Here is a 13,132-nt window from a genome sequence, read left to right on the forward strand (position 1 = left end):
GAAGGTAAACACATGCGACGGAGAATGGCCGCACTCGTGGCCCCCGTTGCCGCTCTGGGGCTTTTGCTCGCCGCTTGCGGCGGCGGCAGCGGCGGCGGCAGCAACGGTCTGCAGGACGCCGGCACGACGGGCGTCAAGACCGCGGACATCAACGAGCAGCCGCTGGACAAGCTGAAGGACGGCGGCGACTTCAAGTGGCCGATCGACTCGATGCCGGACAACTGGAACTACAACCAGGTCGACGGCACGGTGCTGGACGGCGCCAACATGGACGGCGCGATCATGCCGTACATCTTCACCCAGAACGCCGACGCGTCGGTCTCGGTGAACAAGAACTACCTGACCTCGGCCGAACTGGTCAGCCAGGACCCGCAGGTCGTCGAGTACAAGATCAACCCGAAGGCCAAGTGGAGCAACGGCCGCCAGTTCTCGTGGGAGGACTTCGCCGCCCAGGCCAAGGTGCTCAACGGCAAGGACCCGGCCTACCAGGTCTCCGGCACCACCGGTTACGAGGACATCGCCAAGGTCGAGAAGGGCACTGACGACCTCGACGTCAAGGTGACCTTCGGCAAGAAGTTCGCCGAGTGGAAGGCGCTGTTCTCGCCCTTCTACCCGAAGGAACTGAACTCCGACCCGAACACCTTCAACAAGGCGTGGGCGCAGAAGGCGCTGATCACCGCGGGTCCGTTCAAGATCAAGAACGTGGACAACACCGCCAAGACCGCGGTGTTCGAGCGCGACCCGAACTGGTGGGGCGACAAGCCGAAGCTGGACACCGTGACCTTCAAGGTCGTGGACCGTCCCGCGCTGGCCGACGCGTTCGCGAACGGGCAGATCGACTTCTACAACCTGAACAACGACATCAACGCGTTCAAGCGGGCCCAGTCGGACCCGAACGCGGTCGTGCGCCAGTCGACCTACCCCGACTACACGCACATGACGCTCAACGGCGCTTCGTCCTCGATCCTCGCGGACAAGGACCTGCGGGTGGCCGTGCTGCGCGGCGTCGACACCGTCAGCATCGCGAAGTCGATCCTCGGCCAGATGCAGAAGGACACCACGCCGCTGGGCAACCACTGGTTCCTCAAGGGCTCGAAGACCTACGAGGACAACAGCGGCCCGTACAAGTTCGACCAGAACGCGGCCAAGGCGGAGCTGGACAAGCTGGGCTGGAAGCAGTCCGGCGACCTGCGCGCCAAGGACGGCAAGCAGCTGAAGCTGCGCCTGGTCATCCCGACCGGCACCCCGATCAGCCAGCAGACCGGCCAGATCCTGCAGTCGCAGCTGAAGGCGATCGGCGTGGGCATCGACATCGTCGCGGTCCCGACGGCCGAGTTCTTCAAGAACTACGTCAACGTCGGCAACTTCGACCTCACGCTGTTCCGCTGGATCTCGAACTCGTTCCCGATCGGCGGCAGCAAGGGCATCTACTACTACGACCCGAAGAACGTCAACCAGAACTACGGGCACATCGGCAGCGACAAGGTGAACCAGCTGATCGACGCCGCCGCGCAGGAACTGGACGACACCAAGCGGGCCGCGGACCTCAACGCCGCGGACAAGGAGATCTGGGCGCTGGGCCACCAGCTTCCGATCTTCCAGTCGACCGGTGCCTTCGCCGTCCGCAAGACCCTCGGCAACTTCGGTTCGCCGGGTTACGCGAACACCCCGTACGACTTCGTCAAGATCGGGTTCGTGAAGTAATCCTCCCCTGGCGGGATTCGAAGGAGCGGCGCGGACTCCCCGCGCCGCTCCTTCCTTTTTGGACAGTTAAGGTGATCTCTGTGCGGAAGTTCCTGCGATTGCGGCCGGTGCGGCACATTCTCGTGACGAGTGCCGTCGTGTTCGTCGCGTGCGCAGTGGTGTTCGTGGTGCAGCTGCTGGAGTTCAACAGCACCCGGCCGCGCTTGCAGGGCCTCAGTGTGAACGCGACCGGAATCGTTTCGCGAGTCGACGACGCCACGGTCACGGTACGGTTCCCGGTGCCGAACCAGCCGGAAGCGAACGCGGCGGTCGAGCTGGACACCACTCCCCCGCCGCTGGGCACGAAGGTTCCGGTGCGCTATGACCCGTCGGCTCCCTCGCGGGCGGTTACGACCGGGGCTTCGGCTTTGGTGACCGCGGACCGCGCGTCGACGTACGCGACGGTCACTGTCGTGGCGGTGCTCGCGATGCTTGCGGTGAATGGGTTCTTGCTCTTCACGCGCTTCGTCCAGCCGTCGCGGCGCAAGACGGGCTCCTCGGTGCCGGTGCGGCGAGTGAAGATGCAGCGAGGCTTGCTCACGCGGTCGTGGCTGGAGACCGACACGGCTACACCGAGGTGGATCCCGGTGTACTTCTCGCCGACGCTGATCGGCCTGCCGTCGCCTTCACGCGTCGAGGTGCTGGGCGACCTGCGCACGGACCGGCACGTCGCCGTCCGCATCGACGGCGAGGTGCTGTATCCGGCGGGTTCGGTGCGCACTGGTGAGCCTCGCGGCCGCCGTCTGGACAACCCCTCCGCACCTGACGAGGAACGCACGCTTGCCGCTGCCACGCCGGTTCGCCTCGCACGTCAGTTCCGTGCCGACTTGCCGGTCCTGGCCGTCGCTCCGGTCGTAGGTGCGTTCTGGGCGCTGGTCGACGGCAGCGGATTCGCGGGCTGGCTAACGGTCAGCGTCCTGATCGCCGCCTTCGGCTTCTGGTGGGCTGCACTCCGCGGCTCTGACCCCTCACTCTGACTCCAACGCCGCCAGAATCTCGGCCACATCGGCGTACGTCTCCTCCACCTCGCGCTCCTTGAGCCGCTGCCGTTCCAGCCGCACCGCGCCGAGGTGGCGGGCCTCGTAGTACAACGCCCGCCGCCGTGCCGACGGGGACTCGTCGGGCCGTCCGTAGGTTTCCCAGAACCAATCCCGTCTCGAACCCGTTTTCACCGAGGCCATGCGGATCGTCCAGTCCGCCGCCGGGTCGCCCCACCAGCTGCGGTCGTGGTCGAACACTCCGGCGATCTCCAGCTCCGGCGTCAGCATGACGTTCACGTGCCACAGATCGCCGTGCATCAGGCGCGGTTCGGTGATCTCGTCGAGCAGCGCGGCGTCGCGCTTCACCCAAGCGGCCATCGCGCGCAAGTCAGCCCCGTCGAGGCCGAAGCCTTCGACATCTGCCGCGTTGTCCTCGAAATACGCGATGAGCGCTTCGCTCCAGGTCGCGAAATGCGGACCGGCCACGACGCCGAAACCGGGGCCGCGCACGTCGTGGATCGCGCGGGTGATTTCGCCGAGTTGGCGGAAGTACGGCGCCCGCTCCTCCGGCGTATGCGCGGAAAGGACTTCCGGGCCGGGCTCTCCGGGAAGAACCGCCTGCAGGACGTAATCCCGGCCGATGACCTGGTGCGTGAAGTCGGCGGCGATCGTGCGCGGCATCAGCGGCGCGATCGGCGCGAAGTACGGCGCGGCAAGGTATTCGTTGCGCATGAACTGGTGCTCGATCCGGTTCTGCCGCGCCGGTTCCGGGGCGACGCGCAGGATCGCAGGGCCGTCGGCCAGCTCCACCCGGTAGGTGTTGTTGTATCCGCCCCAGCCGATCTCGACCGCCGACCGCACGCTGGTGCCGAGCGCACGGCGGCAGAGCAGTTCGATCTGCTCGGCGGTGAGGGGTTGCTGGAACGCGTCCGAGGGCCGGTCTTTCGGCTGGAAGTCCACCGGGGCATCCTGCCACTCCGCTCAGGACAGCACGAATCCTTTACGGCTCAGCGAATCCTCGATCCGCAGCCGCTCGAGATCCCGGTCGGCTCCCTCGCGCAAGCCGTCGAGCCGGTGTTCGACGCCGAGCTCGCGGCAGGCGGTGACGAGCAGTGCGTCGTACGCCTGCCGGGTGCCGATCCGCCGCGCGGCGGGCGTTCCGGCGGGGAGCTGCGCGAGGGTCCGGCGTACCCGGCGCAGGTCGGCGGCCACCTGCTCTACCGGCGGTTCGGACGGCACGGGAGCGGCGCGTCGCCGACGAAGCCAGCGACAAACAGCGGGAAGACGGAGGGCAGCCCAGAACAATGCCGAGGGTGCCACGCTGACCACGGCGAACAGCACAACCGGACCGGCCGCCACCCCGCCGAGTTTAGCCGCGACGGCGTTTGCGCGCCCGGTTCGCGAACAGCACCGCCACGCCCGCCCCGAGCAGGACGATGCTGGCGATCACGTGCAGCCGCGGCGGCAGCACGTGCAACTGGACGAACCAGCTCGGGTGCTCCGCCCCGGCGAGCCGGTTGATCAGCCCGCCCGCGCCCTGCACGACCAACAGAATTCCCACCAGCTCGATCATCGCGACGCCTCCTCTTTCGGCGCGGAGGAGCCGAAAATCCCCTGCCACAGCGGCCCGAAGACGAACCACAGGCCGGTGACCGTGCCCAGCCGCGGCAGCCAGCCCCACAGCGGTTCGGTGTGGCCCGAGCTGCCGACCACCGCGATCGCGAGCACCAGCAACCCGGCGCTGATCGCGGACGCCAGCACGCATTTGCCCCATTCACGCCATTCCTTGCGGGTCTTCGCGCGGCCGGACAGCTTCTCCGGCCGCGGCCCGCCGGCGAACCGGTGCGCGAACCGGACGTCGGCCCACTCCACCATCGACGGCCCGAACACCACCGAGAAGCCCAGATACACCGCGGCCAGCCCGTGCGTCAGGTTGGGCACCGCGCCGTTCATCAGGTCGATCACCGTGATCACCAGCAGCACCAGGTCGACCACGGGCACCAGCGCGAGCAGCACGGTGCTGGCCTTCTGCTTGCGCAGCGCGTACCGGGTCAGCAGCCCGGCCGCGATGAAGACCCAGAACCCGATCTCGCACGCCACGATGGCGGCGGTCATCGGGCTGTTCAGAATCTCGTCCATGGGTCCACTTTCACGGGCACACGGCCGCGGGCGCGTCAGCGGTCGGCACGATCGGGGGGTCATCATTTCGTAGGACGACCGGGCCGCCGCGGTGTGCTGTCATGGTCGGGTGCGCTTGCGAGACCTGCGCTCGGCCCTCCCCCGGCCGCGCGAACTGCCGTTGTGGCAGCAGAACGGCCTCGTCGCGCTCGCGGTGTTCGCCGGCGGCACGATGCTGTACCTCATCGACGTCCACCGGCTGCAGGGGGACAGCGATCCGTATCCGGTCTGGGTCCGGTTCGCCGAGCTCGGCGCGATGTGCCTCGCCTTGTTCCTGCGCCGGACCGTGCCGTGGGGGCTGCTGATCGCGACCGGCATCGTCGGGGTCGACGTCGTGCTGGGCCTGTCGTTGCCGATCGCCGTCGCGTACACGGATTTCCTCTACACCGCGGTCCTGCACGGCTCCCGCCGCACGGCCCGGGTGCTGGTCGGAGTGACCGCCGCCGCCACGCTCGCCGTGCTGTTCGTCTTCGTGGCCATCGCGGGCTGGCGAGCGGCTGCGTTCGGGGTGTTCGGCATGCTGTCGTTCCTTCTGGTCCCAGTGTGGTGGGGCGCGAATGTGCGCCAGCAGAGCGACATCGCGTCGACCGAACGGGCCAACGCCGAGCAGCTCGCGACGATCGCCGCGCTGGACCGAAAGGCGGCCGTGGCGGCCGAGCGTGCGCGGATGGCCCGCGACCTGCACGACGTCGTCGCCGGGCATTTGTCGGCCATCGCCATCCAGTCGGAAGCGGCACTGTCCATGGCAGACGATCCGAAGACCGCGCAGACCGTGCTCGTCGCGGTGCGCGAGAACAGCGTGCGCGCGCTGGAAGAAATGCGCGCGATGATCGGTCTGTTGCGTTCGGAGTCCACCGACGACGAGGTGACCGCCCCGGCGAGGCTGGCCGAACTGTCCAGGCTGGTGGAATCGGCGCGGGCGGCGGGCATGACGGTGACCGTGGATTCCACTGTGGACGAAGAACTGCCGACGGCAGTCGACCTCACCGCGTACCGGATCGCGCAGGAAGCGCTCACCAACGCGGTCAAACACGCGCCGGGCAGCCAGACGACGGTGCGGCTGCGAGTGGCCGACGGCACGCTGACCGTCGAGATCGGCAACGAACTGCTCGGCGCGCCGGCCCAGGCCGACAGCGGCGGGCACGGTTTGCTGAGCATGCGCGAGCGCGCGCACGCCGTCGGCGGCACCCTGCGAGCAGGTCCGTCCGGGCCGCGCTGGCTCGTCCACGCTGAACTTCCCCTCGCCGGAGAGCCGTCATGACCATCCGAGTCCTCGTCGCCGACGACCACGGCGCGATCCGCGCCGGGCTCGCGCTCATCCTCGGCAACGCCGACGGCATCGAGGTGGTCGGCGAAGCCGCCGACGGCGAGGTCGCGCTGCGCCAGGCCCGCGCGCTGCGGCCGGACGTCGTGCTGATGGACGTCCGGATGCCCGGCACCGACGGGATCACCGCCACCCGGCAGCTGATCGCCGAAGGGCTCGCCGAAGTCCTGGTCCTCACCACCTTCGACCTCGACGAGTACGTGCACGCCGCGCTGCGCGCCGGGGCCGCCGGGTTCCTGCTGAAGTCGGTGGAAGCACCGCGGCTGATCGAGGCGGTCCGGCTCGTCGCGGCCGGTGAAGCCGTGCTCGCGCCGCAGGTCACGAAACGGCTGATCGCGGCCTTCGCCAGCACCCCGGCCGAGCCGTCGCCTGCCCCGACCGGGCTGGCGGACCTCACCGAACGCGAGCGCGATGTGCTGGGCTGTCTTGGCGGCGGGCTTTCGAACGCTGAGATCGGCGCCAGGCTGTACATCGGCGAGGCGACGGTGAAAACGCACGTTTCCCGGGTGCTGGCCAAGCTCGGGCTGCGTTCCCGGGTGCAGGCGGCGATCCTGGCGCAGGACCACGGCCTCACACCACCCGGATAGCCGATCTGCGCATCCGGCCGTCACCTTCTAACGTTCCCCCATGGGTGTGCGGAGAACTCTCGACGTCGACGAAGTCCTCAAGCGGCAGGAATCCGGCGAGCTGAAGCGGCGGCTCAGGGGACGCGACCTGATCGGCTTCGGCGTCGGCATCATCATCGGCACCGGGATCTTCACCCTCGCCGGGGTCGAGGCCAAGACGCACGCCGGGCCGTCGGTCACGCTGTCGTTCGTGATCGGCGCGGTGGTCGCCGGGCTCGCCGCGCTCTGCTACGCCGAACTGGCCTCCAGCGTGCCGACCGCGGGCAGCGCCTACACCTACGCCTTCGCCACCCTCGGCGAGATCTTCGCCTGGATCATCGGCTGGGACCTGCTGCTGGAGTTCGCGCTCGGCGCGGCCGTGGTGTCGCGCAGCTGGTCCGGCTACCTCGCGAACCTGCTCGGGCTGTCGCCTGACTGGTTCGGCGAGGACGCGAAGGTCAACATCGGCGCGGTGCTGATCATCGCGGTGCTGACGGTCGTGGCCGTGGTCGGCATCAAGGAGTCCTCGTGGCTCACGAACGTGCTGGTGCTCGTCAAGGTCGCGGTGTGCGTGCTGATCCTCGCCGTGGGCGTGTTCTTCGTGAAGGGCTCGAACCTCACCCCGTTCGTGCCGCCCGCGCAGCCGCCGTCGAGCAGCGCGAACGCGTTGCACCAGCCAGTGGTCCAGGCCGCGCTCGGGCTCGAGCAGTCGGTGTACGGCATCGCCGGCATGGTCACCGCCGCGGCCGTCGTGTTCTTCGCCTACACCGGTTTCGAAGCTCTCGCCAACCTCGGCGAGGAGACCATCAACCCGCGCAAGGACCTCCGCGTCGGCATCCTCGGCGCGCTGGCCGTGTGCGCGGTGCTCTACATCGGCGTGTCGATCGTGCTCACCGGGATGGTCCACTACACCGACATCGACTCCGGCGCGCCGCTCGCGGACGCGTTCGACCGGGTCGGCCAGCATTGGGTCGGCGCGCTGATCTCGCTCGGCGCGGTCACCGGGCTGACGTCGGTGATGATGGTCGAACTGGTCACGATCGGCCGGATCGGCTTCGCGATGGGCCGCGACGGCCTGCTGCCCAAGGCCATCGGCACGGCGCACCCGCGCTGGGGCACGCCGCACCGGATGACCATCGGCGGGGCCGCGCTGATCGCCGTGCTGGCGGCGTTCGTGCCGATCTCGGCGCTGGCCGACATGGTCAGCATCGGCGCGCTGTCGGCGATGATCATCGTCGCGGTCGCGGTGCCGGTGCTGCGCAAGCGCCGCCCGGACCTGAAGCGCCCGTTCACCGTGCCGTTCTCGCCGGTGCTGCCGATCATCGCCGCGGTGGCGTGCTTCTACCTGATGCTGAACCTCGACGTGATGACCTGGATCAGGTTCGCCGCCTGGCTCGTGATCGGCCTGCTGATCTACTTCTTCTACGGCCGCAAGCACTCCCGCTTCGCGAAGTAGGTTCAGGCCACCGCGAGATGCACGCGGAGGTGCCGCGGGTGCTCGATCTCGTCGAGCAACGCCACGGCGAAATCGGCGTACGAGATCTTGGCGGAGAGGTCGCCGTGCTCGCCGATTTCGTAGCGACCGGTGCGCTCGCCGTCGTGGTCGAAGTCGCCGACCGGGCTGACGTACACCCAGTCCAGCTCGGTGCCTTCGGCGCGCAACACCTCGAGCCCCGCCGCGTGCGCCAGGCAGAAGGGCCGGAACTCGGCCGGAATGGCATCCAGCACCGAGGTTCCGTCGGCGGCGGGCAGCAGCGCGGACAGCCCGACCGCGACCAGCCGGGCCTGCGGCAAACCGGTGACGAGAGCGTGCGCGGCGTCGGTGAAGAACGCGTGCGGGTCGGTGCCCTCGCCGTAGACCGCGGCCGCGTTGATGACCGCGTCGTGCCCGGCGGCGAGGGCGGAGACGTCTGCCGCGTTGGTGACATCGCCGGCGACGGCGTCGGCTAGGTCGGGATAGCGCGCGGGATCGCGGACCACCGCGGTGACGTCGTGCCCGCGCCGGCGCGCCTCGGCGACTGCCTGCCGTCCGGCCCGGCCGCCCGCGCCAAAAATGACGATCTTGCTCATCGTGGGAATACCTCCTGGAGTGCCGATGCTCTGGAAGGTAGCCAGGGGGCCGGTTCCCTCCGGGATACTGAGAGGAGACCGCGATGACCGTTCGGCAGCCATTGCCTCCCGACCTGTTCGAGGAACTGTGCCCGTCCGCGATGGTGCCGTTCCGCTTCGGGGACAAGTGGTCCGCGCTGGTGATCCGCTGCCTGGAGGACGGTCCGCGGCGGTTTTCCGAACTGCGGGTGCCGTTGCACCGGGTCACGCCGAAGGTGCTCACCCAGACGCTGCGCGGCCTCGAACGTTCCGGGCTGGTGTCCCGGACGGCGCATGCCGATCCCGCGTTGGGTGTCGAGTATGCGCTGACGCCGCTTGGCCGCAGCCTGCTGGAGCCGATGCGGGTGGTGTACGGCTGGGTCGCGGAGCATTGGGAGGAATTGCTGGACGCGCAGGAGCAGTACGACCGCTAGTCGTTGCGGCACAAGCGGTTTTCCAGCGCTGAGGGCAGTGGATACGCCCGTTCCGCGGGCAACAGCCGCTGGGCTTGCGACCGGATCGGAGGTCGTCATCAGTGCCCGGGACAGCGCCTCCTCCCATCCCCTCCGGGTGACGCGCACCGCGAGAACGCCGAAGGCTGCCATCCGCTCAGCCCTCCTCGCGAGCCGTTTTCGCGGCTTACTCCGTGCGCAACCCGGCATAGGAAACCGCCTGCGTCAACGCCTCCGCATGCCGGGCATCCGCGACCAGCAGCACCGACTCCAGCCCCGCCGCGATCCATTCCACCGGCTGGTCGTGCACGCCTTCGTCGCCCAGTTCGCGGTAAGTGTCCACAACGGACAGCAGCGTTCCCTCCGCACCGAGCCGTACTCCGGCGATCAGCACGTGATGCGGCGCTGGTGGCCGCCACCGGTTTGTCCACAGTGGAGGGATGCCGGTGTCGAGATAGTCCAGCAGCGCGCGTTCCGGCGTGTCCGGCGCGCCCAGTTCCGCCGGGTCGACGCGCGCCAGCACCGCCACTCGCGGCAATTCCCACAGGCCCAGCAACAAATCCGAGACCGTCGACGCGCTCCACTCCCCCACCGCTGGAACCACCGCCAGCTGCTCCCCGGACAACGTCCGGATCGCCGAGGCCAACCCGTCCAGGGAGGTGCCCGCAGCCGTCTCGTCGAGGGGAACCGGAAGCCGGAAGTCGTTGCGGGACAACGCGCCCGCCGGGAGGCTGACCGGTGCGCGCACAGTCCCGGCGGCGATCGCGACCTCGTCCTGGTCCGGCACCGCGATGTCCGCCGCGCGCAACGCCACGAATGCGGTGAAGGCCGCCGCCAAGCCGTCCTTCTGCGGCAGTTCCGCCCGGGCTTCGGCGACCAGGCGCGCACCGCCGGGAAGCCAGTGGACGTCGGAAAGCCCCGTGTTCAGTACCGCCACAGATGCGCCGCCACGATCTCCTCGGGCGCCCGCTCGGCGGCCCACGCCGCGTCCGAGGCGCGCACCGCGCGGAACGCGCCGAGCAGCTCGTCCCCCAGCGCCCCGGACACGCGCGGATTCGCCAGCAGCGCGGTGTCCTGTTCGGACGGACTCGCCGGCAGCGGCAGCACGCCCGCGGTGTTCCGTTCCCCTTCGCTCCAGCCGCCCGGATCCTCGGCGATCGGCTCCGGCAGGACCGCCGAATCCTCGATCCCGGCCATCCCGGCGGCGAGCACGACCGCCAGCGCGAGGTACGGATTGGCCGACGCGTCCGACGTTTTCAGCTCGACATTCGCGTGTTCCGTCCCGAGCAACGCCGTTCCCGGGACGTACCGCAGCGGCGCTTCACGGTTTTCCACGCCCCAGAACGCATACGCTCCAGCGAAAAACCCGGGCCGCAACCGCATCGTCGAGGGCACGCTCGGTGCCGTGATCGCCGTCAGCGCGGGCAAATCCCGCAGCAGCCCGCCGAGGTAGGCCGCGCCTTCGCCCTCCGGTACGCCGTCGCCAGCCAGGAGGTTGCGTCCCTTGCGGCGGACGGAAGTGTGCAGGTGCCAGCCGTTCCCGGCCGCGCCGAGGCCGATCATCGGCGCGAAACTCGCCACGAGGCCGTGCGCGTGCGCGGCCGCGTGGATGGTCTGGCGCGCCAGCAGCTGATCGTCCGCCGCGGACACCGGATCCGTAGCCGCGAGCGACAATTCCAGCTGCGCTACGCCGTATTCCGCGTGCAGCTGGCCGATCTGCAAGCCGTTGGCGGCGAAATCGTGCAGCAGCGCGGCGACAAAGTCGTCCAAGCCGATGAGCGCATGCGGGCTGTACGCAGGCCCGCGATGCCCCGGCGCGGACACGACGTCCTCGCTGCCCGCCGGTGCGACGGAGAACTCCAGCTCGTACCCGGCCCGGAACTCGAGCCCGCGCTGCGCCGCCTCGGCAACGTGGCGCTCCAGCACGGAACGCTGGCAGTACGGCCAGGGCGAACCGTCCGCGGCGAGCTGCCGCACCGGCGCCCAGGCGAGCGCGGGCTGTCCGGCGAGCCGGCGGAGCCGTTCCACGACCGGCACGAGCCGGATGTCGCCGGACGGCGTGCCGAGGCCGGAGTGGGCGTAGGTGATGGCGTCGTGGCTGTCGAAGACCGCGAACAGCGAGGTCGCGCCCACGCCGCGGACCGCCGCGTCGGCCAGTCCGCCGACCGGGACCACGCGCGAGCGCGGGATGCCGTTGTTGTCCGCCCAGGCGAGATGGACGCCACCGACCCCCGCCGCGGCCAGGTCCTTCGCCGCCGCCGACGCCGCCTTGGTCATGGCAACCTCCTCGGGCTCGGGATCAGTATCGCGGGCCGGGGCCGCCCGGGCCATCCGCGAGTGTTCACCCGGGCGGCTCAGTGACCGGTCCGGCGTCGTCCCGGCTGCGCAACGCCACCCCCGCGACGACGGCGAGCGTCCCGGCCGCCTCGATCACACTCGGCACCTGCGCGAGCACCAGGAACCCGACGACGCCCGCCGTCACCGGCAGCAACGCCAGCAGCACCGCGAACCGAGCCTGCCCGAGGCGGCGCAGGACCACTTGGTCGAGCGCGTACGGCACAACGGTCGACAGCACGCCGACGCCGATCCCGAGCAGCAGCATGCGTGGCGAACCCCACATTTCGCCGGTGCCGAACGCGAGCGGCGACAGCGTGACGGTCGCCACCACGAACCCGACCGCCAGCGAATCCAGCCCGTCCCCTTCGATCGCGACCCGCTTGCCGAGCACGATGTACCCCGCCCACGCGGCCGCCGCGGCCAGCGCGAACACGACCCCGAGCGGACTGCCCGCGATGCGCACGTCCGCGATCGCGACCACGCCGAGGGCCACCAGCACCAGCGCGATCAGGTCCCGCCGCGTCCGCGACCCGACCGCGGCCACGACGACCGGCCCCACGAACTCCAGCGCCACGACGGTGCCCAGCGGGAGCCGCGCGATGGCCTCGTAAAAGACCACGTTCATCCCCGCGGTGACGATGCCGAAAGCGCCCGCGAGCAGCAGCCGCTTGCCCCGCCAGGCAGCCTTCGGCGGCCGCCGCCACAACAGCAGCACGACGGCCGCCCCGAGACAGCGCAACCACGCGACTCCGGACGGCGTCGCGTGCCCGAAGAGGTCGACCGCGATGGCCGCACCGGCATACATCGAAATTCCGCTGAGAACGAACAAGACCGGCGCCGGAATCGCGTTCACGCGTTTCGCAGAGAGTGCAATGCCCACTCCCGCATGGTGCCTGACCACGGAAAACGCTCCGTTCCGGGTGGTCTGGTCCTACGGGATGGGACGACATTGCGGCAACCGGGCTAATTCGGCGTGACGCACCTCCCACCGGCGCGGGAACACTTGCGGGCCGCCAAACGTCTGCAAGAGTGGAAGCACGAACACCGCGGAGCCGGAAGCGATCCCCGCCGAAGGCATCGACACCGAAGTGGGCGTAGCTGGATCGAGGCACCGGGCGACCGGTGCCGGGACGGAGGGAGACCCCCATGACAACACCGACGCTCACCCGCCCCGAATTGACCGCAGCCGACCGATGCGACCGGTGCGGAGCAGCAGCTCAGGTACGCGCAGTCCTCAGCTCCGGAGGCGAGCTGCTCTTCTGCGGGCACCACGCCCGCGAGCACGAGGCCAAGCTCAAGGAACTGGCCGCGGAGATCCAGAAGTAGATCGCTCACCGACAGATTCGACCCGGAGGCGGCAGGCGCGCGTGCGCTTGCCGCCTCCGGCGTTTCCGGGGCTAGGCGACCGAGCGGGCGGGGCGGCTT

At 69.6% G+C, this 13,132-nt stretch carries 15 protein-coding genes; 7 read left to right on the top strand and 8 right to left on the bottom strand.

Translation table 11 applies throughout. From position 1 onward, the window contains the following. Positions 1–12 precede the first annotated feature (12 nt). Both AB5I40_RS13825 and AB5I40_RS13830 read left to right on the top strand, forming a co-directional pair. A complete protein-coding gene (locus AB5I40_RS13825) occupies positions 13–1,704 on the top strand; it encodes an ABC transporter family substrate-binding protein (protein ID WP_370938889.1) in 1,692 nt (563 codons plus the stop codon). An 80-nt stretch (positions 1,705–1,784) separates the two neighbouring features. Beyond that, positions 1,785–2,720: a hypothetical protein gene (locus AB5I40_RS13830; protein ID WP_370938890.1), complete on the top strand. Its 936-nt coding sequence runs from the start codon at positions 1,785–1,787 to the stop codon at positions 2,718–2,720. On the opposite strand, the gene AB5I40_RS13835 is transcribed toward AB5I40_RS13830, so the two are convergent. From AB5I40_RS13835 to AB5I40_RS13850, 4 genes are read right to left on the bottom strand one after another with little or no spacing between them, the layout of a single operon-like run. Continuing rightward, positions 2,712–3,683: a phosphotransferase family protein gene (locus tag AB5I40_RS13835; RefSeq protein WP_370938891.1), complete on the bottom strand. Its 972-nt coding sequence runs from the start codon at positions 3,681–3,683 to the stop codon at positions 2,712–2,714. The two genes, AB5I40_RS13830 and AB5I40_RS13835, sit on opposite strands and share 9 nt — an antisense overlap. A gap of 21 nt (positions 3,684–3,704) precedes the next feature. After that, the gene (locus AB5I40_RS13840; RefSeq protein ID WP_370938892.1) at positions 3,705–4,082 is read right to left on the bottom strand and encodes a hypothetical protein; all 378 of its coding nucleotides are present in this window, start codon (positions 4,080–4,082) and stop codon (positions 3,705–3,707) included. Positions 4,083–4,092: 10 nt separating this feature from the next. After that, positions 4,093–4,296 carry a hypothetical protein gene (locus AB5I40_RS13845; RefSeq protein ID WP_370938893.1) on the bottom strand — a complete coding sequence of 68 codons (204 nt, stop codon included), beginning with the start codon at positions 4,294–4,296 and terminating at the stop codon, positions 4,093–4,095. Next, complete coding sequence (locus AB5I40_RS13850; protein WP_370938894.1) at positions 4,293–4,862, bottom strand: hypothetical protein; 570 nt, start codon at positions 4,860–4,862, stop codon at positions 4,293–4,295. Before AB5I40_RS13850 ends, AB5I40_RS13845 begins: the two co-directional genes overlap by 4 nt. Before the next feature lie 91 nt (positions 4,863–4,953). Here AB5I40_RS13850 and AB5I40_RS13855 point away from each other — a divergent pair, with 91 nt between their 5' ends. From AB5I40_RS13855 to AB5I40_RS13865, 3 genes are read left to right on the top strand one after another with little or no spacing between them, the layout of a single operon-like run. Beyond that, entirely contained in the window at positions 4,954–6,162 is a 1,209-nt protein-coding gene (locus tag AB5I40_RS13855; RefSeq protein ID WP_370938895.1) for a sensor histidine kinase, read from the top strand. Beyond that, positions 6,159–6,812 (top strand): response regulator, encoded by a 654-nt coding sequence (locus AB5I40_RS13860; RefSeq protein WP_370938896.1) that lies wholly within the window; start codon positions 6,159–6,161, stop codon positions 6,810–6,812. The genes AB5I40_RS13855 and AB5I40_RS13860 overlap by 4 nt, the downstream gene beginning before the upstream one ends. Before the next feature lie 40 nt (positions 6,813–6,852). Then, positions 6,853–8,286 carry an APC family permease gene (locus AB5I40_RS13865; protein ID WP_370938897.1) on the top strand — a complete coding sequence of 478 codons (1,434 nt, stop codon included), beginning with the start codon at positions 6,853–6,855 and terminating at the stop codon, positions 8,284–8,286. A 2-nt stretch (positions 8,287–8,288) separates the two neighbouring features. Here AB5I40_RS13865 and AB5I40_RS13870 read toward each other — a convergent pair whose 3' ends face one another. Then, positions 8,289–9,002, bottom strand: a complete 714-nt coding sequence (locus AB5I40_RS13870) for an NAD(P)-dependent oxidoreductase (RefSeq protein WP_370938899.1) — start codon at positions 9,000–9,002, stop codon at positions 8,289–8,291. Here AB5I40_RS13870 and AB5I40_RS13875 point away from each other — a divergent pair. Next, a complete protein-coding gene (locus AB5I40_RS13875; RefSeq protein WP_370938900.1) occupies positions 8,984–9,352 on the top strand; it encodes a winged helix-turn-helix transcriptional regulator in 369 nt (122 codons plus the stop codon). The two genes, AB5I40_RS13870 and AB5I40_RS13875, sit on opposite strands and share 19 nt — an antisense overlap. 205 nt (positions 9,353–9,557) lie before the next feature. Here AB5I40_RS13875 and AB5I40_RS13880 read toward each other — a convergent pair whose 3' ends face one another. From AB5I40_RS13880 to AB5I40_RS13890, 3 genes are all read right to left on the bottom strand, one after another. Further along, positions 9,558–10,307 (bottom strand): hypothetical protein, encoded by a 750-nt coding sequence (locus AB5I40_RS13880; RefSeq protein WP_370938902.1) that lies wholly within the window; start codon positions 10,305–10,307, stop codon positions 9,558–9,560. Continuing rightward, positions 10,295–11,647, bottom strand: coding sequence for a glutamine synthetase (locus tag AB5I40_RS13885; protein WP_370938903.1), 1,353 nt, complete (start codon positions 11,645–11,647; stop codon positions 10,295–10,297). Before AB5I40_RS13885 ends, AB5I40_RS13880 begins: the two co-directional genes overlap by 13 nt. Before the next feature lie 64 nt (positions 11,648–11,711). Then, positions 11,712–12,512 (bottom strand): DMT family transporter, encoded by an 801-nt coding sequence (locus AB5I40_RS13890; protein ID WP_370940515.1) that lies wholly within the window; start codon positions 12,510–12,512, stop codon positions 11,712–11,714. Positions 12,513–12,853: 341 nt separating this feature from the next. On the opposite strand from AB5I40_RS13890, the gene AB5I40_RS13895 reads away from it, so the two are divergent. After that, positions 12,854–13,033 (top strand): hypothetical protein, encoded by a 180-nt coding sequence (locus tag AB5I40_RS13895; protein ID WP_037358805.1) that lies wholly within the window; start codon positions 12,854–12,856, stop codon positions 13,031–13,033. Positions 13,034–13,132 lie beyond the last annotated feature (99 nt).

Source organism: Amycolatopsis sp. cg13 (assembly GCF_041346965.1).
Lineage (GTDB): Bacteria > Actinomycetota > Actinomycetes > Mycobacteriales > Pseudonocardiaceae > Amycolatopsis.